We start from the raw sequence: 25,332 nt of genomic DNA, 5'->3' as shown, positions 1-25,332 counted from the left end.
GAGGAGAGTATATGAGTATTATTAAATTTATTCTTGACCTCGGTGCGGTGGTAATGCTTCCCATTATAATTTTTATCCTTGCTGTTATCCTGGGAGAAAAACCCGGTAAAGCCTTCCGCGCCGGTGTAACCATAGGTATAGGCTTTATAGGAATTAATCTGGTAATAGGTCTACTCGTTAACAACTTAGGGCCTGCAGCAAAAGCAATGGTAGAAAACATGGGAATTAAATTGAACGTGATTGATGTAGGATGGCCAGCAGCTGCCGCAATTGCTTTCGCGTCTCAGGTGGGTGCTTTTGTAATACCCATAGGTCTTGCCGTAAACATCCTAATGCTGGCATTTGGTTTAACGAAAACAGTAAACGTAGACCTCTGGAACTTCTGGCATTTTGCTTTCACCGGTGCTCTGGTTGCTGCTGCAACAAAAAGCTTAACCCTTGGTATGGTAGCTGCTGCTATAAATGCTGCCATAGTTTTAAAACTGGGAGATTGGACTGCACCGATGATCCAGGAATTCTACGGAATTCCCGGCATATCGTTGCCACACGGATTTTCAGCAGCCTATGTCCCGATAGCTATTCCTTTGAACAAATTAATGGATAAAATCCCCGGAATAAATAAAATTGAAGCAAATCCGGATGAGATTAGCAAAAAATTCGGGGTTTTTGGTGAACCGGTAATAATGGGTCTTATATTAGGTATTATTTTAGGGTTACTTGCCAAATACGATGCTAAAGCCACTTTAAACCTCGGTATGTCTATGGCCGGTGTAATGTTTTTAATGCCCCGTATGGTAAAGATCTTGATGGAAGGCTTAATACCCGTATCGGAAGCAGCGAAAAATTTTATGCAGAAGCGTTTTGCTGGAAAAGAATTTTATATCGGTCTTGATTCTGCAGTATCCATAGGTCACCCTGCCGCGATTGCAACAGCTTTAATTCTTGTACCAATTACTATTTTACTTGCAGTAATTATTCCCGGCAACAGGGTATTACCCTTTGGCGATCTTGCTACAATACCCTTCATGGTAGCCATGGTGGCTCCTATTTGCAGAGGTAATGTTTTCAGATCAGTAATAATTGGCGCTATTGTTATAGCAGTAGGCTTATTGATTGCAACCAATGTATCACCATTGCATACCCAGGCTGCAATAGATGCTTCCTTCAAATTCCCGGAAGGAGCTTCGATGATTTCCAGCATCTGTGACGGAGCCAACCCGCTTACTTGGATATTACTGCAGATTATGAAGATATTCGGTTAATACTTAGGGGCAACCTTGCGTTGCCCTTTTTTCTTTGAATAAATTGCATATAAAAGAAAAATATAGTATATTAGTGTAAGTAATTGAAAGTTTAAAATTCTAAGACCAATGGTTAGGAGTGAATTAAATGCTTAACAACGAAAAAATAGAAGAGTTATGCAATATCTCAAAAAGGGTCAGAAAAAATATCATTGAAATGATTGCCGAAGCTGGTTCAGGACATCCGGGCGGTTCTCTTTCATGTGCGGATATATTAGTAGCTTTATATTTTCACGTTATGAAAGTAGATCCCCAAAACCCGGGATGGGAAGACAGGGATAGATTTGTCCTATCAAAGGGACATGCTGCGCCTGCGATTTATGCGGTTCTTGCAGAAAAGGGGTTTTTCCCGGTAGATGAGCTAAAAACTTTAAGAAAAATAGATTCCAAGCTCCAGGGGCACCCGGATATGAAGAAGACTCCCGGGATTGATATGACAACGGGATCCTTAGGGCAGGGTATTTCCGCAGCGGTAGGTATGGCTCTTGCTGGAAAACTGGATAAAAAAGATTACAGGGTCTATGCGATACTCGGCGATGGAGAACTGCAGGAAGGCCAGGTATGGGAAGCTGCTATGGCTGCCGCTCATTATAAATTAGACAATTTAACGATTTTTTTGGACCATAATCATCTACAAATCGATGGCCCGGTAAAAGAGGTTATGAGTCCCGAAGACGTCAGCGAAAAGTTTAAAGCTTTTAACTGGAATGTAATTAATATAAATGGTCATGACTTTTATCAAATAATCGATGCGGTGGAAAAAGCAAAAAATTTTAAAGAAAAACCCACGGCTATCATTGCGGAAACTATAAAGGGTAAAGGTGTATCTTTTATGGAAAATCAGGTGGATTGGCACGGTAAGGCTCCATCCAAGGAGCAGGCAAAAGAAGCTTTAAACAATCTTATTTAATAATCTCAGGCTAATTTCTTTTACCGTACCTTTAAGTTGCTGACTTGTTTTTCTTTTTTTATATTATTTTCGTGCTAAAATATTTTGTTGGAGGTATAAAAAATGCCAAAAATTGCTACAAGGGAAGCCTATGGAGAAGCCTTAGCCGAAATTGGGGAAAAAATAAAGGAAATTGTAGTTTTGGATGCGGATTTGTCCAAATCTACTAAAACCAGCGTATTTGCAAAAAAATTCCCCGAAAGGTTTTTTAATATTGGTATTGCAGAGCAAAATTTAATGGGAGTAGCGGCAGGACTTGCTACCTGTGGTAAGATTCCCTTTGCCAGTACTTTTGCAGTTTTTGCTACGGGAAGGGCTTTTGAACAGATAAGAAACTCTATTTGTTATCCCAAATTGAACGTAAAAATTGCCGCTTCCCATGCGGGGCTTACGGTAGGAGAGGATGGCGCAACTCACCAGTCCATCGAAGATATTGCGTTAATGAGAACTTTACCTAATATGGTTGTAATTAATCCTGCCGATGCGGTTGAAACAAAAAAAGCCATTTATGCTGCAGCTATGCACAATGGTCCAGTTTATATCAGGCTTGGAAGGCATCCCATCGATGTGATATTTGATGAAAGCTATGAATTTCAGCTGGGAAAAGGAGTAGTGCTAAGGGAAGGCAAGGATGTGGCAATAATTGCAACGGGAGTAATGGTAGCGGAAGCCCTAAAAGCCTATGATGAACTTAAAAAGGAAAATATTCATGCTATGGTTGTAAATATTTCCACAATTAAACCTATTGATAAGGATTTACTACTTAAAGCTGCTGACTGCAAAGCTGTAATTACCGTAGAAGAGCATACTATCTACGGTGGATTGGGCAGTGCAGTAACGGAAGTACTTTCGGAAGAAAAACCTGTATTAGTAAAGAGGATCGGAATTGAGGATACCTTTGGGGAATCGGGAAAACCCGAAGAGTTGCTTAAAAAATACGGATTAACGGCTGAAAGGATTGTGTGCGAAGCAAAGAAGTTATTGGGAATAAAAGGATAGTTCTTTTTTAAAATGATTTTTTAGATTAATAAATTATAAAAAGAGGTGGTATAATGAAATTTTTCCTGGATACGGCTAATATTAATGAAATAAAAGAAGCGGTTTCGCTGGGTGTTATTTGCGGAGTTACTACAAATCCTACCCTTATCGCAAAAGAAGGAAGGGATTTCAAAGAAACGATTTTGGAAATAACAAGCCTAATTGATGGTCCGATAAGCGCGGAAGTAATTAGCCTTGATGCCGAAGGAATGGTAAAAGAAGCCTTAGAAATATCCTCGTGGCATCCGAATATTGTTATTAAAATTCCCATGACCTGGGAAGGCTTAAAAGCGGTGAAAGAATTAAGCAAAAAAAACGTAAAAACTAATGTTACATTGATATTCTCCCCAAATCAAGCGCTTCTTGCTGCAAGAGCAGGTGCAACTTATGTAAGTCCCTTCGTAGGAAGATTTACCGATATTTCCCAGGACGGTATTGCCCTTATTACTGATATAGCGGATATTTTTAGCCTCCACGATATAAAAACGGAAATAATAGCGGCGAGTATAAGGACACCAATGGATGTGGTAAATGCTGCAAAAGCAGGAGCTGACATCGCTACTATACCTTACAAGGTATTAGAACAAATGGTAAAACATCCCATGACCGATCTGGGGATAAAAAAATTTTTAGAGGACTGGGAAAAAGTACCGAAAAAATAAAAGCAGGGTATTACCCTGCTTTAATTATTTCTTTTTCTTTTTGTTTTCTGGCCCGCGCTCTGGATCTACGAAATTTTGCGCTCCTCTTACACGGTTTAAATCTTCTTTTCTTACAGCAAATTCTTCACCAATTTCTTCCTTTACTTTCTCTCGCTGGGCTTCCTTTTTGTTTTTGTTCTTATCCATTATTTCTGCCTCCTATGAAAAAATTTTTCTTTTTTTAATATGTATCATTTTTTACTTTTTATAACTTCATCATGAAAATTTGATAAAATATTGTTGTTAATAAACCAAATATTTTTATAATAATAATTAAGAGGAATTATCAAAAAAGGAGGAATTTTAATGAAAATAATAGTGCTGGGAGCCGGACTTGTAGGAAGTTTAATAGCAAGAGATCTATCTGTGGATTTTGACGTAACTGTAGCGGATAAAAATGAAGAAGCTCTTAAAAGAATTAAAGAATTGGCTGAGGTAGGAACGCTTCAAATTGACTTTTCAAAAGAAAATGCAATTAAAGAAGCGGTAAAAGATTTTGATCTGGTGGTTGGTGCGGTACCGGGTTTTTTAGGTTTTAAAATGTTAAAACAGGTTATAGAAGCTAAAAAGAATATAGTGGATATTTCCTTTGCCCCTGAAGATTGCATTGTCCTGGATGATCTTGCAAAGGAGAATAATGTCACCGCTGTCATTGATTGCGGTGTAGCCCCGGGTATGAGCAATATATTAATTGGCCATGCGGCAAAAATGCTGGATGAAACTCAATATTGCGAAATACTGGTGGGCGGATTACCCCAGTCAAGGTACTGGCCCTATGAATACAAACTGGTTTTTTCTCCTTTGGATACCATAGATGAATATATGAGGCCGGCAAGAATGAAAGTTAATGGAGAAATAGTCGAAAAGCCTGCTCTTTCGGAAATAGAGCTTGTAGATTTTCCTCCGATTGGAACCTTAGAAGCTTTTAATACTGACGGTCTGCGTTCACTTTTATACACCTTGAATATTCCCAACATGAAAGAAAAAACTTTGAGGTACCCCGGCCATGCAGAAAAAATGAAAATGTTAAGAGAAACAGGCTTTTTTGGGAATGAGCCAGTTGAAGTAAATGGAGTAAAAGTAAAACCAATAGAATTGACGGCTAAATTGCTGTTTCCGATGTGGAAGTTGAAGGATGGAGAAAAAGATTTTACAATTATGAGGGTTACCGTGAAAGGTAAGAAAAATGGGGAAATGATATCTTACATATATGACCTGGTGGATTACTTTGATGATGAGATGAAGGTCACTTCTATGGCAAGAACTACTGGTTATACTTGCTCTGTTGTTGTAAGAATACTTGCAAAGGGATTATACGATAAAAAAGGTGTATGTCCTCCCGAGTATTTAGGAATGAATGACCGGGTTTTTGAAGAAATACTGAAGGGCTTAAGGGAAAAAGGTGTCATTTATAATGAAAGTATAGTAAAATCTTAAAAAATGTTAATTATCAAATAAACTTTTTTTGCCCTTTAAGAGGGCTTTTTGTTTTAATGAAAGTAATAAATTTTGTAAAATTGACTGTATAAAAATGGCTTTTTATAATAAAATTAACAAAAGGAAGTGGAAAGGGTAAAAAACTATATAAATGAGGAGGTTTTATATGGTCAAGTATGAAGTAATGGTCAACAGGATAGGTGAACTGGTAGTGGAATATCTTAAACAGAAGGTATTAATAATTTTTGATGAAGATTGTCCTTTAGAACTAAAAGAAATTTCAATTACCCATACGAAATCTGAACTGAAGAAAGATATTTCCGCAGGTGATACAATATATTTCAAAGAAGTACCCTATAAAGTAACCGCGGTGGGCGAACAGGCAAACAATAATATCAGAAAAATCGGTCACTGCGTTTTCAAGTTTGATGGCAGCAGTACACCGGAACTTCCGGGATACATCCACTTAGAGGATAAATTTTTACCGAACATTTTTCTGGGAGATAAAATACGTGTAGAAGGCGAATAAAGGAAGGAGAGTTCAATGCTGAATTTAAAGCAGAAGCTTTTGAAATTGGAGGAAGAGGGGAAAAAGATTAGAGTAGGTATAGTGGGAGCAGGGCAAATGGGGAGAGGACTTGTCTCCCAGCTTTGTTTTTTAAAAGGCATGGTGGCTTCCTGTGTATGTGATCACGATTTAAACGAAGCAAGGTTAGCTTATACTTTAGCCGGTGTGAAAGAAGAAGATATAAGAGTTGCTTCTAATGAAAAGGAATTGGATGCTATAGTAAATCGCGGTTATTTTGCCATCACCGATGATTACACCCATATAACAGGTTCTAATTCCATAGATGTGGTAGTTGATGCGACGGGGGTAACGGAAGCAGGTGCCAATATCGCCTTTAACTCAATAAATAACGGGAAACATGTGGTTATGTTGAATGTGGAAACGGATGCAACGGTAGGAGCAATTTTAAAAAAAATGGCGGATAGAGCTGATGTGGTATATACGGTATCTGCGGGAGATGAGCCGGGCGCCATAAAAGAGCTTTTTGATTTTGCCGATGCAATGGGTTTTGAAATAATAGCTGCAGGAAAAGGAAAAAATAATCCTTTAAATCGCGATGCGACTCCCGGGGATATGGATATAATCAAAAAAGCTGAAAAATTTAACATGAATCCTAAAATGCTCACTTCATTTGTGGATGGTACAAAGACAATGGTGGAATTAACCGCGGTTTCTAATGCCACCGGTCTTCTGCCTACAAAAAGAGGGTTAATTGGGCCGGAAGGCAAAGTGGAAGACTTACCCGATATATTTTCATTGAAGGAACAGGGGGGTATTCTTGAAAAAACCGGTGTAGTAGAATTTGTAAAAGGCATAGCCCCCGGCGTATTTGTAGTAGTTTCTACCGGGTCCAAGATAATTAAGGAAGAATTGGAATATCTTTCTATGGGTAAAGGGCCAAATTACGTTTTTTACAGGCCTTATCACCTTACCAGTTTGGAAACTCCTATTTCCATAGCCAGGGCTTATTTTTATAAAGAACCTACCATAGCCCCAAGGGGAAAACCACTTTCCGAAACGATAACGGTTGCTAAAAAAGATTTGAAAAAAGGTGAAAGATTGGATGGGATAGGAGGCTATACTATTTACGGCCTTATTGACACCTATGAAAATGCGAAAAAGGAAAAGGCTCTGCCCATAGGTCTTGTAAATAAAAACACGGTATTAAAAAAAGATGTAAAAAAGGGAAGTGTTATAACATATGATGATGTGGAGCTTGATGAGAGCTCGACAATACTTAATTTGAGAAGACTGCAGGAAAAAATTTTTAAATAGTAGTTTATATATTTTTTAATTTATATACCCCTCAATGGGGTATTTTTTTATAAAAAATTTTTTTGTGAAAAGAAGGAAAATAAAAAAATATATAGAATAAAATATTATGTAAAAAATTTCATCAATGAAAATTTTTTCATATTAGATTTATAATAACAATTTTTTTAAAAAGAGGCGGTCATCATGATATGGAATGATATGGAACGTTTATTATCAAAAATTGCAACTTTATACTACATAGAAGGAAAAACACAAAAAGAAATTGCAGAACAACTTAATATGTCTCCTTCAAAGGTATTTAGGATTTTAAATGAAGCAAAAAACATGGGGATAGTACAGATTAGTATTAAACAACCAATAGTATCCTGTAACAGTCTTGAGCTTGAATTTGAAAGAAAATTTGGATTAAAAGAGGCAATTATAGTTAATGTAGGACAAGAAGATCAGGATAATTTGTTATCTTTACTTGGACAAGCAGCATGTGATTATTTAAAGAGAATAGTTACTCCTGCGGATATAATCGGGATTTCGTGGGGGCAAACTCTTTATGAAATGGTAAAACAATTACAACCCTTTGGAGTAGAAGGGACAAAAATAGTGCAATTAGTCGGAGGAATAAATAATGGGCAAGAAAATATTGAAGCGGTGGAACTTGCAAAAAGGTTAAGTCAGGTTTTTAACAGTTCTCCTATATTATTTTATTGCCCTGCAGTTGTAGCAAATCCTGAAGTAAAAAAAGGATTATTATTAGATAAAAATATAAAAGATGTTTTGGAATTGAGTAAAAAAGCTACCATTGCCTTGGTAGGTATTGGTACCATGGATAAAGAATCTTTGCTATTTAAAAAAGGACACCTTTCAAGCAACTGGCATTCGGAACTATTAAAAAGAAATGCGGTAGGAGATGTATGTATGCGCTTTTTTAAACTGGATGGGACCCCTTGCAATGAAGATCTTGACGATTTAATCGTAGGTATAGAACTTGAAGACCTTAAAAAAATAAGGACAGTTATTTGTATCGCAGGGGGAATAAACAAATCTAAAGCTATTTTAGGGGCATTAAAGGCCAAAATTCCAAAGGTTCTTATTACTGATAAAATTACTGCCGAGAAAATTTTAGAGATAGAAGCAAAAGGAGGTGTACAATAATTTTTTAATATCTAAAATTATCAAAAAAGGAGGACAAAAATAACAATGATTAAAAATTTAAAATGGATTAAAGTTCTTGCGTTTGCAACAGTTTTGATTTTTTTAATGGGGATTTTTTCAGGATGTGGTTCAAAACAAGCAAAAGAAGAAGTTATAAAAATAGGTTATGTAGGTGCATTATCAGGCGATACGGCTGTATGGGGACAAGCAGGTTTAAATGGTATGAAATTGGCAGCAAAAGAAATAAATGAAAAAGGTGGAATATTAGGTAAAAAAGTTGAGATTGTAGGAATGGATGGGAAGGGCAATCCTGTAGATTCTGTTAATGCCTTAAAGAGACTTATTGATGAAGAAAAAGTAATCGCTGTTGTAGGCACAAACTTTTCCAGCTGCAATATTGCAATGGCTCCAATTGCAGACGCAAAAAAGATTCCACTTATAGCTACTGCTGCTTCAAATCCTAAGGTAACTGTAGATGAAAATGGAAATCTTCGTCCTTACTCTTTTAGAATAGGCTTTATAGATCCATTTCAAGGGAAAGTACTTGCAAGTTTTGCGCTAAATGAACTAAAAGCAAATACTGCTGCAGTAATAACGGATATTGGTTCCGACTACTCTACAGGTTTGACTGAGTTCTTCATAAAACAATTTGAACAGGATGGAGGTAAAGTACTTATAAAAGTTGATGCTCATTCGGGTGATAACGATTTTAGGGCTCAATTAAGCAAAATTGCCCCATTAAATCCAGATGTAATATTAATACCGTGGATATATAAAGATGTAGCATTAATAGCAAACCAAGCAAGGGAACTCGGAATAAAATCAATTTTCCTTGGCGGAGATGGATGGGACTCAAAAGAACTATTAACAATGGCTGGACCTGCATTGGAAGGATGCTATTATACATCGCAGCCCTCTTTCGCAAATCCTGTAACAAAGCCTTTTGCTGAAAGCTACATAAAGGAATACAACATTAATCCAGAAACTGAAGCTTTATTCGGGAGAGATGGGCTTTATTGGATAAAAGATGCACTGGAAAGAGCAGGGAAAGTGGACCCGGTAGCTCTAAGAGATGCTCTTGAAAATACAACTAATTTCGAAGGTTTAATGGGCAAAATAAATGTTGATCCAAAAACTCACAATCCTGAAAAAGCATGTAGTATTTATAAGGTTTCCAATGGTCAATTTGAATATGTGGGAGATTTTGCTCCATAACTCAAAAGAAAAAAAGCGAGGGGAAGCAATAGGCTTTCCCTCGCGAATAAAAAAGCCATTATGCAGAAAAAGGTGATGTAAAATGTTTTTACAGCAATTGGTAAATGGAATTTCTATTGGCGGTATATACGCTTTAATGGCAACGGGCTACGCATTAATTTACAGCTTGCTTGGTTTTTCTAACTGGGCCCATGGCGATGTGGCAATGCTCGGTGCATATATTGGTTTTTTATGTGTTGCCTCTGCAAAACTACCTTTTTACTTATCAAGCATTGCAGCTATATTAGGGGCTGGTCTTATTAGTATATTGAATGAGCGGTTAGCTTATAGACAAATTCGCAAGAACAAAGCTCCGACCATGTTTTTAATGATTGCTGCGATGGGGCTTTCGGTTACTTTTCAAAACATGGTAATAGTTTTTATAGGTCCTAAATTTAGAACTTTTCCTCCTGTAATACCAGTAAAATCTATAGCTATAGGCCATGTAAAACTAGGAGTATTGGATTTAATTTCTTTATGCATTGTACTTTTTGCTGTAATTTTGTTGGAGTTTTTGATAAATAAAACCAAATTCGGACTCGCTGTCAGGGCTGCATCTACAAATTTAAACACGGCATCTTTAATGGGTATAAACATAGATTACTATATAGCTCTCGTGTTCTTTTTATCCGGCTCCTTAGCCGGTGCAGCGGGTGTTCTTTTAGGGCTAAAGTATACCGTATATCCGCAAATGGGAAATGTCTCTTTAAAAGCCTTTATAGCTTCGGTTTTTGGAGGACTTGGGAGTGTTAGAGGAGCTATCATTGGTGCATTAATTATTGGTATTATGGAAGTTTTTATATCGGGTTTTGTTATTTCTGGACTGAGAGATTTATTTACATTTGGACTTTTAATTGCAATACTTTTATTTAAACCAACAGGGCTTTTTGGCATAGAAGTACAGGATAAAGCTTAAAAAGGTAGGTGTTTAAATGTCAAGCTATTTAGAAGGAATAATTATTTTGGTTTGCATAAATATAATCGCTGTATTGGGCGTCTCTGTTTTAACTGGATTTACTAGACTTTTTTCTTTTGGAAACGCAGGATTTATGGCAGTAGGAGCTTATACATCTGCAATCCTAACAACAAAATACCATACGCCATTTATTATTTCGATATTTGGTGGTATGTTAGTTGCAGCTTTGATAAGTATTGCTTTGGGAAGACTTACCTTAGGTTTAAAAGGAGATTACTTTTTAATTACGACTTTAGGATTTGGAGAATGCATGAGGGTTATTATAGAATTTTTAGATCCGATTACGGGTGGTGCAAGGGGGTATGCAGGGATCCCACAAAAAACGAACTTAACTGTTGTTGTTATTGCTGTCATAATATGTATTATTATTACAAGAAACTTGCTTACTTCGAGGTACGGTAGAAATATTATGGCGATACGTGAACAAGAATTAGCTGCTGAAGCTGTAGGTATTAATATTACTTATTTTAAACTACTTTCATTTACGGTAAGCGCAGTTTTTGCAGGACTTGCTGGTGCGTTGTTTGCACACTACTACATGTTTATAACGCCTGGGATGTTCAACCTTGATAAATCTGCAGAGCTTACTATTACGGTTGTTATTGGAGGTTTAGGTAGTATTACCGGCTCAATTATTGCAACTACGGTATTAACTTTACTTCCGGAGCTTTTACGCGCTGTATCGAATTACAGAATGCTTTTATATGGGATCTCTGTAGTACTGATTATAATTTTAAGGCCTAATGGTTTAATGGGGTATAAAGAATTATCTATTGAATCTATTAAGAGAATAAAAAACTTCATAATGCGTAAACGAAAGGAAGTGATGGCACAATGAGCCATATATTAAAAATTAATTCCCTTGTAAAAAGATTTGGCGGAGTTTGTGCCATCGATAATTTTAATATAGATATTAAAAAAGGCTCAATACACGGCCTTATAGGTCCTAACGGAGCTGGTAAAACAACAGTTTTCAATCTTATTACCGGTATTTATAAACCTGATTCTGGTAGTATTATTTTTAATAATGAAGATATTACGGGGAAAAAACCCTATGAAATTGCAAATTTAGGCATAGGAAGAACTTTCCAAAATATAAGGCTTTTTTCACAATTGAGCGTTTTAGAAAATGTATTAATAGCAGCTCATAAGGAAGCAAATTACAATTTGGTTACTGCAATTACTCATATGGGGAATTACAAAATAAAAGAAAAACATGCGAAAGATACTTGCCTTGAACTGCTAAAAATAGTTGGGCTTGGCGATAGATTGATGGAAAAAGCCGGGAATTTACCTTACGGTCACCAAAGAAAACTTGAAATAGCAAGAGCTCTAGCATTAAAGCCACAGCTACTTTTATTAGATGAACCTGCCGCAGGAATGAATAAAGAAGAGTCAAAAGAATTGGTTGGGTTTATTAAACATGTTTATAAAGAATTTGATTTAACAATTTTAATGATTGAACATCACATGGATGTGGTAATGTCTATATGCGATGAAATTACTGTATTAAATTTTGGAAAGACCATTGCAAAAGGTGCGCCAAAAGAAATACAAAAAGACAAGCAGGTAATTGAAGCTTACCTCGGAGGTGAAAATAAATCGTGCTAAAAGTAAAAAATGTAAATGCTGCTTACGGGGGAATTAAAGCATTACGAGGTGTTAGTTTAGAAGTAAATGAAGGTGAAGTAGTTGCTGTATTGGGTGCCAATGGCGCAGGCAAAACGACTCTTTTAAAAATAATTTCCTCAGTAATGAAACCTGTTTCTGGAGAAGTACTTTTTTATAATAAGAAAATACCATCTGTCCCATATCAATCAGTAAAAATAGGTATAATACATGTACCAGAAGGCAGACAAATTTTTCCTAAACTTACTGTATATGAAAATTTGATGGTAGGTGCTTTTTTGAATAATGACAAAAAAAGAGTAAAAGAAGATTTAGAATGGGTTTATACTCTTTTTCCAAGGCTAAAGGAAAGGGAAAATCAATACGGAGGGCTTTTAAGTGGTGGAGAGCAGCAGATGCTTGCGATAAGTAGGGGATTAATGGGACATCCAAAACTTTTACTTCTGGATGAACCTTCCTTGGGACTTGCACCCATAATAGTAAATCAAATATTTGAGATTTTAAAAGAAATAAGAAAGAAAGGCACTTCAATACTTATCGTAGAACAGAATGCATATAAAGCTCTTTCTATAGCCGACAGGGGCTATATTATGTCAACTGGTGTAATTGAAAAATCTGGTACAAGTAAAGAGCTTTTATCCGATGAGAATTTATTGAAAGCCTATTTAGGAGAATGAAAAGCGAGGGGAAAGCATGCAAAAACGAAAGCTTAGTGTAGGTATATGGTCTTTTGGGAAGGGTACTGACCGTTACGTTTCTGAAGGGTATAAACAGTATTTAAATTTCTATGAAAGAATCGAGATTATTTCTAATTTATCAGAAATAAGCGCGGTAGAGTTGACCTTTCCGCAGGATATAAATGAAGAAAATGCAAGGGAAGTATTGGATTATTTGAACAAAAAAAAACTTGCAATAAGTGCGCTTGGTGTTGAACTTGTCTGTGATAAAGAATGGAAAAATGGATCCTTTTCCTCACAAAATTATGATAGAAGGCAAAAATCTATTCAACTTACAAAGCGTGCTATGGATTTGGCAGAAAAAATTGGGGTAGAAGTGGTGAATCTTTGGCTCGGTCAGGATGGTTTTGATTATGTTTTTCAATGCAAATATAATACGGCATTTTCATATCTGGTATATGGGCTCAAAGAATGCGCTCAACACAATAAAAATATTAAATTATCCCTTGAGTATAAAAAAAGTGAACCCAAAATGAATTGCCTTGTTAATTCGGGCGGAAAAGCATTAGCTCTATCTTTATTGACGGGCTGCGAAAATGTAGGAGTTACTCTTGATGTGGGACATGCTTTTAATTGCGGAGAAAATCCTGCAGAAATAGCTTCCATACTTATGGAGTATGGCAAATTATTTCATATACATCTTAATGATAACTATTCTGTTACAGATGATGATATGCCTTTAGGTACGGTACATATCCCCCAGTATATAGAATTTTTTTACTGGCTTGAAAAGATGGGGTATAAAGGATGGTATTCTTTGGATTTATATCCCTACCGCGATGACCCTTATTCGGCATGTGAGGTTTCCGTAGATTTTATAGATAAAACCATAAGGATTGCAGAAAAACTTTATAAAGAGAATATTTTTGATTTTAACGAAAATAAACCTCCGAGTCAGATAATTAAAACACTGCTAAAAAATATATTCAGCTAAGGGTGGTGTAAAAATGAAAGCAGCAGTTTGGTATGGGCATAAAGATATAAGGGTAATGGATGTTCCTGAACCGAATATTAAAGATGGTATGGTAAAAATTAAAGTGGCATATGCTGGAATATGCGGAACGGATAAACATGAATATTTAGGGCCCAATTTTATTCCTGCTCAAAAACCTCATCGACTGACGGGAAGAATGGCTCCCTTAATAATGGGTCATGAGTTTACCGGGGAGATTGTCGAAATAGGATCAGGAGTTGAAGGTTGGAAGGTTGGCGAAAGGGTTTCAGCATCTGGAAGCTTGATATGTGGCCAGTGCGATTACTGTAAAATGGGGAAATACAATATTTGCGAAAAATTGGGATTTAATGGAGTAAGCGATGATGGTGCTTTTGCCGAGTACATTGTTGTTCCTTCATACCAGCTTATAAGAATACCCGATGAAGTTTCTCTAAAGGATGCGGTTTTGGCAGAGCCTTTGGCTTGCGGTATTCATGCTGCAAAGCTAATAGGAGATTTGAAGGGAAAAAGAATTGCTATAATTGGCACGGGTATGATCGCTATAAGCTGCTTGATAGCCGCAAAAGCTAAAGGGGCAGAAAAAATATTGGTTATAGGAAGAAGCAGCAAAAAGGAAAATTTAATTAAAAAAATGGGGGCTGAATTTGTAAGTACAGGAGAAATAGATGTTTTACCATTTGTAAAGGAATGGTCAAAAAACAAAATGGCTGATGTGGTTTTTGAATGTGTTGGAACGGAAACCACTTTGGATTTGTCTATAAAAGCGGCAAAAAATACGGGAATTATAATGGTCATGGGGGTTTTTGAGAAAAAACCCGTTATAGATATTAATCTCCTTCAAGAAGGCGAAAAAATTATAATGACTTCTCAGGCTTATGTAGATGAAATGAAAGAGGCTTTGGAATATATAAAGCAAGGTTTTGTTCCCTGCGAAGACATTATTACCTCCGAAATAGTTTTGGAAGAAATTGTTGAAAAAGGTTTTGAAGAAATAGTAACAAATAGTAGCAATCACATAAAGATAATTGTAAAAATATCCTAAATTCCATATTTAAACATATATAAGGAGGAATATTTTAAATGGAAATAAAAAGAGCGAGGTTTGGTACAAAGGCTGTTCATGCAGGTCAGCAACCGGATAAAGATACAGGTGCTTTGAATTCTCCTATGTTTTTGACAAGTACCTTTGTGTTTACACCTGAAAAGATGGAAAGGTACTTATCCGGTAACAAAGAAGGAATATTTACTTACGGAAGATCCAGGAATCCCACTCAAAATAGTTTTCAAGAAAAAATTGCTGCTCTTGAAAATACCCCTGCTGCACTTGCAACCAGTTCGGGGATGGCAGCAATTACCCTCGCTATTTTGAGCTTTGTCCACCCCGGGGACCATATCATTTCGGTAAAAACCATTTATGGTGGGACGCATGCCCTTTTTACAAAAATTTTTAAAGAGTTAAAAATAGAAATCACTTTTGTAGATTCTTTAAGTGAAGAAGAACTTTTTAAGGCAAAAAAACCTAATACAAAGCTTATTTATATCGAAAGCATATTAAATCCCACTCTCGAAGTGCCTGATATACCAACAGCAGTGGATTTTGCAAAAAGAAATGGATTAAGGGTAATTGTAGACAATACCTTTACAACTCCTTACCTTTTTAAACCATATGAAATTGGTGTGGATATAATTGTTCACAGCACGACAAAGTATATAAACGGCCATGGAGATCATCTCGGAGGAATTATCCTCGGAGACAAAGATTACATTGAAAACATTAGAAGTGGGATTTATCAGGAATTTGGTCCTGTACCCAGCCCATTTGCCTGCTGGCTCGGACTAAGGGGAGTGAAAACACTTCATTTGAGGATGCGGCAGCACTGTGAAAATGCAGATAAGTTTGCAAGGTGGCTAAAAGGAAATCCTTATGTGGAGAATGTTATATATCCCGGATTGGAAGAACATCCCCAGCATGAACTTGCAAAAAAGCTTTTTAAAAACGGTTTTGGTGGGATGGTTAGCTTTACTGTAAAAGGCGGATTGAAGGATGCTCAAAGGGTGATAAACAATTTGAAAATGGCTCATTATGCTGTGAGCTTGGGGGATTTAGATACTCTCGTACAGCATCCGGCTACTATGACTCACGGGAAAATTGCCAAAGAAGAAAGGTTAAAAATGGGAATACCCGACAACATGATAAGGGTTTCAGTAGGAGTTGAGGAAATAGAGGATATTATTGAGGATTTCGAACAGGCTTTAGAGAAAGCTTACAAATAAAATCTATTTAAATAAATGGGTGGAATTATGACAAAAAATTATATATTAGGAATAGATGCTGGGACGACTAAGATAAAAGCAGGATTATTTGATATTTATGAAAGAATGATAGATGTAGAGTCTACCAATTGTAATGTATTATTAGGGAAAAACGGAGAAGTTGAAATGAACATGGATGAAACATGGAATGTGGTAGTTAAAGTAATAAAAGCTTTATTAGAAAGAAATGAGGGTGTAAAAAATAAAATAATAGGTATCGGGGTAACGGGACAGGGGGATGGCTTTTGGCCTTTGGGAAAAGATAAAAAACCCGTATACAATGCGGTACTGTGGAACGATACCCGGGCAAAAGATATAGTTTTAAAACAGGGAGAGGAAGTAAAAGAAATTTGTTCTAAAAACAATATCGTTCCTCTTTTTGCAGGGGCTCCTACCGTTATCTTAAAGTGGTTTTTAGAAAACTCATCGGAAAATATTGATAAAGTCCAATACATTATTCACTGCAAGGATTGGATAAATTATAATTTAACCGGTGAGATTTCCACTGACTATACGGATGCTTCTACGGCCGCTTTTGACATAAAGAAAAGAGAATACTGCGAAGAATATTTTCAAATTTTAGGCATAGAAGATTTTTATAAATGTTTTCCTAAGCCAGGCCTGTCTCAAAAAATAATAGGGTTTGTTAATAAAATAGCAAGCGAACAAACGGGTATTGCTGTAGGTGTTCCGGTTATTGCAGGAGCCATTGATGTTGCTGCTGTGGCTTTTGGGATAGGTGTTGAAGAAAAGGGACAAGCTTGTACAATAATAGGCACCACGTTATGTAATGAGGTTTTAATTGAAGAGGAAGATGTGGATCTTTGTAACGAGATAGGAAGTACTTTATGTTACGTTATGCCCGATAAATATTTGAGGATAATTGCATCTCAAAGCGGCACAACACTTTTAGATTGGATTAAAAATTTAGTAGGATCAAATATAAATTTTGATGAAATTGAAAAAATCATTGCAAGTATTCCTATAGGAAGTGAAGGTGTTGTGATTCATCCGTACCTTTACGGTGAAAGAGCTCCCTTTAAAGATCCATCAGCCTGCGGGGCAATATTAGGACTGAGTGCGAAACATACCAAAGCTAATATATTTAGAGCAGCTTATGAAAGCCTTGCATCAGCTTTTTATGATTGTTACAGTCATATGCCCTATGAAATAAAAGAAATATTTGCAGCAGGCGGAGGTTCAAATAGTATTATACTTTGCCAAATGTTTTCCGATATGATAAATCTACCCGTTAAAAAAAATTACAACGAAGAAAACGGTATATTAGGAGTTGTCAAGCTTGTCAAGAAGTCCTTAGGGATTACTGAAAAAAACTTAGATAAAAACAAGGATTTTAAGGTATTTTATCCGGACTATAAAAACCATCTAAAATACCAAGAAGTGTATAATTTATATAAAATGTTGCAGGTTGAATTAAGAAAATTTTGGGGGCAAAGGCAGGTATTTAGTTAATTAAAAGGAGGATAAATTATATGCTATTATTGGAAAATTTAAGAAAACAGGTGCTGGATGCCGCACTAAATTTAATAAAATACCGATTGGTAACTTTAACTGGAGGTAATGTAAGCGGGAGGGATCCCGAGACAGGCTTAGTAGCGATTACCCCAAGTGGAATGGAATACGAAGGGCTGACTCCTGAAGATATTGTAGTATTAGACCTTAACGGGAATATAGTGGAAGGCAAATGGAAACCTTCAGTAGATACTAAATTTCATCTTTATATATATAAAAACAGAAGTGACATAAACAGTGTTATTCATACTCATTCGACCTTTGCAAGCTGCTTTGCAGCGTTAAATGAAGAGATACCCTGCGTTGTAACGACTCTTGCCAACGAGGTTGGTGGTAGCGTGCCTGTAGCAAGGTATACTCCTGTTGGGACGGACGAGATGGGTCCTGCTATTTTAGAAGTAATAGGAGATAAGAGAGCTTGCTTACTTGCAAATCACGGCGTAGTGGCTGTTGGACCTGATGTAAGACATGCTCTTGTGGCAGCGGTAATGCTTGAAGATGCGGCAAAGGTTTACTTTGCAGCAAGATGCATTGGAAAACCAATTGAGCTTCCGGAATCGGAAGTGATAAAAGCAAAAGAATTATTCTTATATAAATACGGGCAGAAATAATTTTTAGCTGGAGGTTTAATGGATGAAAGCAATAGTAAAATGCGAACAAAACGCTGGAAGTATTAAACTTATGGATATACCTGAACCTTTTCCCGGGAAAGGGCAGGTAAAGATAAAGGTTATGGCTGCGGGGGTATGTGGAACTGATCTGTTAATTTGGAAAGGTATACATAAAACCAATTTGCCATTAGTATTAGGGCATGAAGTTTCAGGGATTGTGGCCGAAGTAGGGGAAGGGGTGGATAAGGTAAAAGTAGGGGATAGAGTAACGACTGAAACGACCCTTGCTACCTGTGAAACCTGCAATTATTGCTTAAATAAAGAGTATAATTTGTGTTCTAATAGAAAAGGAATTGGAACGCAGGTAAATGGAGGTTTTGCTGAATACGTAATTACACGTCAGGAAAGTATTCATATTCTTCCCGAAAATGTAGATTATATTTCCGCTGCATTAACCGAACCTTTAGCATGCGGAGTTCATGCTGTAATGGAAAAGTCGAGAGTAAAAGAAAATGATTTAGTAGTAGTTTTTGGACCGGGAGCAATTGGCCTTTTAACCGCGCAGGTGGCAAAAGCTGCAGGTGCTAAAGTAATTGTTGTTGGAATTTCAAAAGATAAAAGAAGGCTGGAGCTTGCAGAAAAACTTGGGGTTGATTTTGCAGTTAATTCCCAGGAAACGGATTTGGAATCTCTTGTTATGGATCTATCAAAGGGTTACGGTGCAGATGTAGTATTTGAATGCGCTGGAGCGCAAAAAGCAATTAGCCAAGGATTAGAAATACTGCGCAAAAAAGGTCAATTTGTACAAATGGGGCTATTGGAAGATCCTTTTGCGGTATTCAATACAGATTATATAGTTCACCGAGAGCTTGAGATAATAGGAAGCAGAAGTCAAAAGCCTTCCTCATGGCCAAAAGCGTTAAAATTAATATCAGAAAAAAAGGTCAATACAAGAAAATTAGTAACAAAAATTTTACCTTTAGAAGAATGGGAGAATGCTTTTGAAAGTTCTTTAAATGGTGAAGAAGTAAAAATAGTGTTATATGCAGGTCAAAAACCTGAATAATTATGATAATAATAATGTTATCAGAAAAGGAGCACAAAAATGGATTGTTTAGAGTTTAATAAACAAAAGATTTTAGATGAGATCTATAAAAGAGGTTATTTTTACGAAGGAAAATATAGAGGATGCGCTCAAGCGGTAATTGCGGCAATAAGAGATTTTTTTGAAATTGATGATCTGGTTTTTAAATGCGCCAGCGGGTTTTCAGGAGGTATCGCCGATGAGGCTAAAGGTACCTGCGGAGCTTTTAGCGGGTGCGTTATGGTTATTTCATATTTTTTTGGTCGCAGTTTTGAGGAATACGGTATTAGTGGTTCAAAATTTAAATACAGAAGTTTAATAAAACAAATTAGGGAACGTTTTGAAGAGGAATTCGGTGGTGAAACGTGCCCGTTAGTTCAGACAAAAGTTTTTGGAAGGTACTATAATTTTAGCAAGCCTGATGAAAAAGAAAAATTTGAGGAAGCGGGAGCGCATAAAGATAAATGTACACACGTTGTGGGGCTTGCAGCTATGTGGCTTGCTGATGTTTTAATAAGAGAGGGTATTTTACTTAAAAATATATAAAAATAGGTGGCTAATGCCACTTTTATTTTTAAATATGTAAAATTATAAAAGGCATAAAATGTGGAATAAATTGTTGAAAAGTTATCCGATATTTAAAGTAAATTAAAGGATTAATTTAATGGCATGTTTATTGCATATATCTTAACGTTGTTAAATTAGTTGTAAAAAATGATTGGGGTGATATATAAAATGGAGCTTACAAAAGAAAAACGCCTTTGGATGTATAGAAAAATGTATGAGGTTAGGTTATTTGAGCAAGAAGTTGATAGGCTATTCAAGGCCAATATGATTTGGGGTACATGTCATCTGTCGATAGGTGAAGAAGCAACGGCGGTGGGAGCTATAGCTGCTCTAAGAGAAGATGATATGATTACAAGTACACATAGAGGTCACGGGCATTGTATTGCAAAAGGCGGAAAACTTCCTCTTATGTTTGCAGAATTGTTAGGAAAAGAGACGGGTTATTGTAAAGGCAGGGGTGGTTCAATGCATATTGCCGATATCGAGTCGGGAAATTTAGGTGCTAACGGTATAGTGGGTGGAGGAATCCCAATTGCAACGGGTGCGGCACTTGCTTCAAAGCTAAAGGGAGATAATAAAGTTACTCTTTGTTTCTTTGGGGATGGCGCTAATAACCAGGGAGTATTTCATGAATCCTTAAATATGGCATCTTTGTGGAAACTTCCCGTAGTATATATTTGCGAAAATAACGTTTACGGTATGTCTCTCCATGTAGCGAAATCAACAGCGGTCGAAAATATTGCTGATAGGGCATCTGCTTATAGTATACCCGGCGTAGTAGTTGACGGCAATGATGTGGAAGCGGTTTATGAAGTTGTAAAGGAAGCGGTAGAAAGGGCAAGAAGGGGAGAAGGGCCTACTCTAATTGAAGCAAAAACCTATAGATGGATGGGACACTCTAAAAGTGATGCAAACCTTTACAGAACAAAAGAAGAAATAGAATCCTGGAAGTTAAAGTGTCCTATAAAAAGATACAGGGAAAAATTAATTTCCGAAAACATAGCCTCAGCCGAAGAAATAGAAAATATAGAATACCAAGTTAAAAAAGAAATAGAAGAAGCATTAAAGTTTGCAATGGAAAGCCCGGAACCATCGGTTACCGATATAGAATTGGATGTATATGCGTAAAACTTTTTGGTAAAGAGGTGTAAAAGATGGCGGAAAAACTTTATATCGAAGCACTTAGAGAAGGTTTAAGGGAAGAAATGCTAAGGGATGATTCGGTATTTTTAATTGGAGAAGATATCGGAGTATACGGGGGAGCCTTTGGGGTAACAAAAGGACTTATTCAGGAATTTGGTGAAAAAAGGGTTATAGATACTCCTATATCTGAAACGGCAATTACCGGAATAGGTGTGGGAGCTGCTCTATGCGGTATGCGGCCGGTAGTGGAGATTATGTTTTCGGATTTTACTACCCTTGCGATGGAGCAGCTGGTAAATCAGGGTGCCAAGATTAGGTACATGTTTGGAGGAAAGGCAAAGGTACCTATGGTATTAAGAACACCTATGGGTTCGGGTACGGGAGCTGCTGCACAGCATTCTCAGAGCTTTCCAGCTGTTTTTGCCCATTTTCCGGGATTAAAGGTGGTAATGCCTTCCACACCCTATGATGTTAAAGGTTTGATAAAAGCTGCAATTCGCGATGATAACCCGGTAGTATTTTTTGAACATAAATTACTTTATAGAATAAAAGGCGAGGTACCTGAAGGAGATTATGTGCTTCCATTAGGAAAAGCAGATATAAAAAGAAAAGGCAAGGATGTTACCATTATTGCGGGATCAATAATGGTAATAAAAGCTCTGGAGGCAGCTAAAGAACTTGAAAAGGAAGGAATTGATGTTGAAATCATAGACCCCGTTACAATTAAGCCATTAGACATGGAAACCATTATAAAATCCGTAAAAAAGACGGGAAGGGTATTAATTGTTGAAGATGATCCCAAAAGCTTCGGTTGGGGTGCTGAGGTAGCAGCTGGTATTATAGAAAGCGAAGCTTTCGATTATTTGGATGCTCCTGTAAAAAGGCTTGCAGGAAAAGATATACCCATACCGTACAACCCTAATTTAGAAAGACATGCTGTACCTCAGGTAGAAGATATATTAAACGGAGTAAAGCAAATTTTAAGGTAGGAGGAAGAAAAAATGGCCTTTGAAGTTAAAATGCCCAAGCTCGGCACAACCATGACCGAAGGTACCATTGTCCGTTGGTTAAAAAAAGAAGGAGAAAGAGTAGAAAAAGGAGAACCGCTACTTGAAATACAAACCGACAAAGTCAATTTAGAAGAGGAAGCTCCTGAAAGCGGGATACTTATAAAAGTTTTTTATTCAGAGGGGCAGGTAGTTCCAGTAGGGGAAAACATTGCGGTAATAGTAAAAGAAAAAGAAGAATATAATCCTTTACAAGAGGGAAACGAAGCATTATCCGGTAAAACAGAGGAAATTCCCTTAGAAACGCATGAAATACTGGAGGCACCGAAGGAATCCGATAATGCAATTCAAAAAATAAAGGCATCTCCGGCGGCAAAGAGGGTGGCAAGAGAAAATGGAGTGGACCTCAAAGAGGTTACACCATCAGGACCTGAAGGAAGAATCGTTGAAAGGGATGTAATAAGCTATTTAGAAAAAATAAAAACAACTCCCGTAGCGAAAAAAATTGCAGAAGAAAAGGGTATAGATTTATCGGATATAAAAAAGCAGGAAGGCGAGAGGATTACAAAAGAAGATGTATTGAAAAAAATAAAAGAAGACCTTTCTTTAATGGAAAATGTAAAAAGAATCCCTCTTTCAGGTCCGAGAAAAATAATTGCAGATAAGATGAAAAAGAGCAAAATAGAAGCACCTCATTTTTATTTGACATTATCCGTTGATATGACAAATGCCATAAAATTGAGAGAAGAACTCTCGGTTAAAATTGAAAAATTAACGGGAGTGAAACTTTCCTTAAATGATATACTTATAAAATCTGCTGGAAGGGCATTAAAGGAATACCCGATGTTAAACAGCAGTATCGAAGATGAATTTATTATAATTAAGGAGGATATTAATATCGGACTGGCTGTTGCATTGGAAGAAGGCCTTGTGGTTCCTGTAATAAGAAATGCCGATAAAAAAGGTTTAAGTGAAATTTCAAAGGAAAGCTCGGAACTTATTTTAAAAGCGAGGAGCGGAAAACTTTTACCCGATGATTATCAAGGAGGAACATTTACCATTTCAAACCTGGGCATGTTCGGGATTGAGGAATTTAAAGCTGTAATTAATCTACCGGAAAGTGCAATTCTCGCTGTAGGGAAAATTGTAAAAACTGCCGTAGTTGATGAAAATGATGAGCTAAAGGTAAAACCTATTATGAAATTAACCCTTTCCTGCGACCACAGAATAATTGATGGAGCCCTGGGTGCGAAATTTTTAAACAGGATAAAAGAATTGCTGGAGAATCCGATGGAAATGCTTTTATAATGAGGAGGAGAAATGGCAATGCATTACGATGTAGCTATTATAGGCGGCGGTCCGGGTGGATACGTCGCCGCCATTTATTTAAGGAAAAAAAATAAAAAAGTGGCTTTGATAGAAAAGGGAGAATTGGGAGGAACCTGTTTAAACAAAGGTTGTATTCCAACCAAAGTACTCAGTCATAGCGCTGAATTTTATTCTTCAATACGAAAAGCCAGGAATTTTGGAATTGAAGTTGAAAGTGCTTCCCTTAACTGGGAAATGTTAATGAAATACAAAGAAAAGGTAATAAAAACACTGCAAAAAGGAGTAGAAAATCTTTTAAAAGCTAATGGTGTAAATGTTTATAGGGGAGAAGCGGTTCTTGAAAGCGAAAAGGAAGTGAAAATTTTATTTAGTGATAGGGAGCAAATAATAACTGCGGATAGTATAATTTTAGCCTGTGGCTCAAAGCCATTGAAACCTCCCATTCCGGGCATCGATTCGCAAGGAGTTTTGACAAGTGAAGAAATATTAAATTTAAGAGAATTACCCTCTTCGATTGCAATAATCGGCGGAGGAGTAATAGGGTTGGAAATGGCTTTTATCTTTAATTCCTTTGGAGTGAAAACTACAGTAATTGAAATGCAGGACCGGTTAATTCCTAATTTTGATAGGGAGATTTCTGAAGAAATAAAAAAACATATGCAAAGAGCCGGTATTAACATATATGTAAATTCGAAAGTTACAAAAATAGAGGAAAATAGTAGTGGCCTAAAGGTTATGGTAGAGTCGGAAAAAGAAATAAGGGAATATGCGGTCGAAAAAATACTTGTTTCGGTCGGGAGAAAGCCGGATTTTAGTTCGGTAGTTAAACTCCACATTGAGAAAAGCGAAAAAGGGATATTGGTGAATGAAAGAATGCAAACAAACATAAAAAATGTATATGCCATTGGAGATATTGTTGGAAAATACCAGCTGGCTCATGTGGCTTCCCATGAGGGGATTGTTGCGTCAAAAAACATTCTTGGAGAAAACGAAAAAATGGATTATAAAGCCATTCCCTTTTGTGTATATTCTCATCCGGAAATTGCAAGTGTAGGCATGAGTGAAGATGAAGCTAAAAGAATTTACGGAGAGATAAAAGTAGGCAAATTTCCTTTCATTGCAAATGGACGTGCTTTGACTTTGGGAGAAAATTCCGGTTTTGTAAAGATTATTTCTGAACCAAAATACAATGAGATACTGGGTATTCATATGATTGGCCCAAACGTAACCGAACTTATATCGGAGGCTGTACTTGCTATAAAATTAGAGTGTACCGCGGAAGAATTGGTAAATACTGTTCATGCTCACCCGACCCTAAGCGAAGTGACGATGGAAAGTGCTTTTGATTTACTGGGTATTCCAATACATAAAATCAATTAGGAAATTGTTGCAACTTTTTAAATTAAAAGTTATAGTATATTTATAATAATCATCAGGAGGTCCGGGGTATGGATGGAAAGACCTCGAAAATGGAGGCTGAACTTTTTTGCCTACATTGCAATAAAGAAACCCCGCATACAGTTTATTACGCAGGAAATATTTTGAAGAGGATAAAATGCGAGGAATGCGGCAGCGAAATTGAGATAAGAAGGGAAAAACTTCTTGAAAACTACGCCTTTGACTTTATTGAGAGGATTTTGACGAAACCTTACAGGATGACAAAAGAACTGGAAGGGGATTTAAAAAAATTCATCCTTTCCCTGCCTATTAGAATAGTTACTAAACCTTATCGAATTGTAAAAGAGGTAGAAGATATTTTAAAAAAAGAAGAATAGT

The 25,332-nt window shown here is 36.7% G+C and carries 26 protein-coding genes; 25 read left to right on the top strand and 1 reads right to left on the bottom strand.

The genetic code is table 11. The features are described from left to right. Positions 1–11: 11 nt before the first annotated feature. The 4 genes from ACPLOV_RS06745 to fsa all read left to right on the top strand — a co-directional run bounded on the left by ACPLOV_RS06745 (position 12) and on the right by fsa (position 3,950). On the top strand, positions 12–1,262 hold the full coding sequence (locus tag ACPLOV_RS06745) for a PTS galactitol transporter subunit IIC (protein ID WP_424909472.1): 1,251 nt from the start codon (positions 12–14) through the stop codon (positions 1,260–1,262). Between the two features lie 127 nt (positions 1,263–1,389). Beyond that, the gene (locus ACPLOV_RS06740; RefSeq protein WP_424910868.1) at positions 1,390–2,211 is read left to right on the top strand and encodes a transketolase; all 822 of its coding nucleotides are present in this window, start codon (positions 1,390–1,392) and stop codon (positions 2,209–2,211) included. A gap of 102 nt (positions 2,212–2,313) precedes the next feature. Further along, entirely contained in the window at positions 2,314–3,249 is a 936-nt protein-coding gene (locus ACPLOV_RS06735) for a transketolase family protein (RefSeq protein WP_424909474.1), read from the top strand. 53 nt (positions 3,250–3,302) lie between these two features. Beyond that, positions 3,303–3,950 carry a fructose-6-phosphate aldolase gene (fsa, locus tag ACPLOV_RS06730; RefSeq protein ID WP_424910867.1) on the top strand — a complete coding sequence of 216 codons (648 nt, stop codon included), beginning with the start codon at positions 3,303–3,305 and terminating at the stop codon, positions 3,948–3,950. 24 nt (positions 3,951–3,974) lie between these two features. Here fsa and ACPLOV_RS06725 read toward each other — a convergent pair whose 3' ends face one another. Then, positions 3,975–4,136 (bottom strand): hypothetical protein, encoded by a 162-nt coding sequence (locus ACPLOV_RS06725; RefSeq protein WP_157074740.1) that lies wholly within the window; start codon positions 4,134–4,136, stop codon positions 3,975–3,977. A 159-nt stretch (positions 4,137–4,295) separates the two neighbouring features. Between ACPLOV_RS06725 and ACPLOV_RS06720 the strand changes: the two genes are divergently transcribed. The 21 genes from ACPLOV_RS06720 (at position 4,296) to ACPLOV_RS06620 (ending at position 25,331) form a co-directional block, all read left to right on the top strand. Then, entirely contained in the window at positions 4,296–5,426 is a 1,131-nt protein-coding gene (locus tag ACPLOV_RS06720) for a saccharopine dehydrogenase family protein (protein WP_424910866.1), read from the top strand. 166 nt (positions 5,427–5,592) lie between these two features. Beyond that, a complete protein-coding gene (locus tag ACPLOV_RS06715; RefSeq protein ID WP_068748829.1) occupies positions 5,593–5,955 on the top strand; it encodes a PTS glucitol/sorbitol transporter subunit IIA in 363 nt (120 codons plus the stop codon). Between the two features lie 15 nt (positions 5,956–5,970). Next, positions 5,971–7,269 (top strand): NAD(P)H-dependent oxidoreductase, encoded by a 1,299-nt coding sequence (locus tag ACPLOV_RS06710; protein WP_424910865.1) that lies wholly within the window; start codon positions 5,971–5,973, stop codon positions 7,267–7,269. Positions 7,270–7,452: 183 nt separating this feature from the next. Continuing rightward, on the top strand, positions 7,453–8,418 hold the full coding sequence (locus tag ACPLOV_RS06705; protein ID WP_424910864.1) for a sugar-binding transcriptional regulator: 966 nt from the start codon (positions 7,453–7,455) through the stop codon (positions 8,416–8,418). 45 nt (positions 8,419–8,463) lie between these two features. After that, on the top strand, positions 8,464–9,633 hold the full coding sequence (locus ACPLOV_RS06700; RefSeq protein WP_424910863.1) for an ABC transporter substrate-binding protein: 1,170 nt from the start codon (positions 8,464–8,466) through the stop codon (positions 9,631–9,633). An 82-nt stretch (positions 9,634–9,715) separates the two neighbouring features. Further along, complete coding sequence (locus tag ACPLOV_RS06695) at positions 9,716–10,588, top strand: branched-chain amino acid ABC transporter permease (RefSeq protein ID WP_424910862.1); 873 nt, start codon at positions 9,716–9,718, stop codon at positions 10,586–10,588. A 16-nt stretch (positions 10,589–10,604) separates the two neighbouring features. Beyond that, complete coding sequence (locus ACPLOV_RS06690; protein ID WP_424908527.1) at positions 10,605–11,486, top strand: branched-chain amino acid ABC transporter permease; 882 nt, start codon at positions 10,605–10,607, stop codon at positions 11,484–11,486. Further along, entirely contained in the window at positions 11,483–12,259 is a 777-nt protein-coding gene (locus tag ACPLOV_RS06685; protein ID WP_424908526.1) for an ABC transporter ATP-binding protein, read from the top strand. The genes ACPLOV_RS06690 and ACPLOV_RS06685 overlap by 4 nt, the downstream gene beginning before the upstream one ends. Further along, positions 12,253–12,954: an ABC transporter ATP-binding protein gene (locus ACPLOV_RS06680; protein ID WP_424910861.1), complete on the top strand. Its 702-nt coding sequence runs from the start codon at positions 12,253–12,255 to the stop codon at positions 12,952–12,954. Before ACPLOV_RS06685 ends, ACPLOV_RS06680 begins: the two co-directional genes overlap by 7 nt. A 16-nt stretch (positions 12,955–12,970) precedes the next feature. Next, a complete protein-coding gene (locus ACPLOV_RS06675; protein WP_424908524.1) occupies positions 12,971–13,948 on the top strand; it encodes a sugar phosphate isomerase/epimerase family protein in 978 nt (325 codons plus the stop codon). 13 nt (positions 13,949–13,961) lie between these two features. Continuing rightward, positions 13,962–15,011 (top strand): alcohol dehydrogenase catalytic domain-containing protein, encoded by a 1,050-nt coding sequence (locus tag ACPLOV_RS06670; protein WP_424910860.1) that lies wholly within the window; start codon positions 13,962–13,964, stop codon positions 15,009–15,011. A gap of 38 nt (positions 15,012–15,049) precedes the next feature. After that, on the top strand, positions 15,050–16,243 hold the full coding sequence (locus ACPLOV_RS06665) for a trans-sulfuration enzyme family protein (protein ID WP_424908522.1): 1,194 nt from the start codon (positions 15,050–15,052) through the stop codon (positions 16,241–16,243). A 27-nt stretch (positions 16,244–16,270) separates the two neighbouring features. Next, positions 16,271–17,755: an FGGY-family carbohydrate kinase gene (locus ACPLOV_RS06660; protein WP_424910859.1), complete on the top strand. Its 1,485-nt coding sequence runs from the start codon at positions 16,271–16,273 to the stop codon at positions 17,753–17,755. Positions 17,756–17,775: 20 nt separating this feature from the next. Further along, positions 17,776–18,426: an L-ribulose-5-phosphate 4-epimerase gene (locus ACPLOV_RS06655; protein WP_424908520.1), complete on the top strand. Its 651-nt coding sequence runs from the start codon at positions 17,776–17,778 to the stop codon at positions 18,424–18,426. Positions 18,427–18,448: 22 nt separating this feature from the next. Continuing rightward, a complete protein-coding gene (locus tag ACPLOV_RS06650) occupies positions 18,449–19,492 on the top strand; it encodes a zinc-binding dehydrogenase (protein WP_424908519.1) in 1,044 nt (347 codons plus the stop codon). 39 nt (positions 19,493–19,531) lie between these two features. Next, positions 19,532–20,056: a C-GCAxxG-C-C family (seleno)protein gene (locus ACPLOV_RS06645; protein ID WP_424908518.1), complete on the top strand. Its 525-nt coding sequence runs from the start codon at positions 19,532–19,534 to the stop codon at positions 20,054–20,056. A 189-nt stretch (positions 20,057–20,245) separates the two neighbouring features. After that, on the top strand, positions 20,246–21,205 hold the full coding sequence (gene pdhA, locus ACPLOV_RS06640; RefSeq protein ID WP_424908517.1) for a pyruvate dehydrogenase (acetyl-transferring) E1 component subunit alpha: 960 nt from the start codon (positions 20,246–20,248) through the stop codon (positions 21,203–21,205). Between the two features lie 26 nt (positions 21,206–21,231). Beyond that, on the top strand, positions 21,232–22,209 hold the full coding sequence (locus tag ACPLOV_RS06635; protein ID WP_424910858.1) for an alpha-ketoacid dehydrogenase subunit beta: 978 nt from the start codon (positions 21,232–21,234) through the stop codon (positions 22,207–22,209). Positions 22,210–22,221: 12 nt separating this feature from the next. Continuing rightward, positions 22,222–23,535, top strand: coding sequence for a dihydrolipoamide acetyltransferase family protein (locus tag ACPLOV_RS06630; protein ID WP_424910857.1), 1,314 nt, complete (start codon positions 22,222–22,224; stop codon positions 23,533–23,535). A gap of 12 nt (positions 23,536–23,547) precedes the next feature. Next, complete coding sequence (gene lpdA, locus ACPLOV_RS06625; RefSeq protein ID WP_424910856.1) at positions 23,548–24,936, top strand: dihydrolipoyl dehydrogenase; 1,389 nt, start codon at positions 23,548–23,550, stop codon at positions 24,934–24,936. Between the two features lie 68 nt (positions 24,937–25,004). Then, entirely contained in the window at positions 25,005–25,331 is a 327-nt protein-coding gene (locus tag ACPLOV_RS06620; protein WP_424908513.1) for a bh protein, read from the top strand. Position 25,332: the final 1 nt, after the last annotated feature.

The organism is Thermovenabulum sp. (assembly GCF_049723235.1).
Lineage (GTDB): Bacteria > Bacillota > Thermosediminibacteria > Thermosediminibacterales > Thermosediminibacteraceae > Thermovenabulum.
Note: the sequence above shows the minus strand (reverse complement) of the source record. Positions and strands in the feature narration are given on the sequence as shown.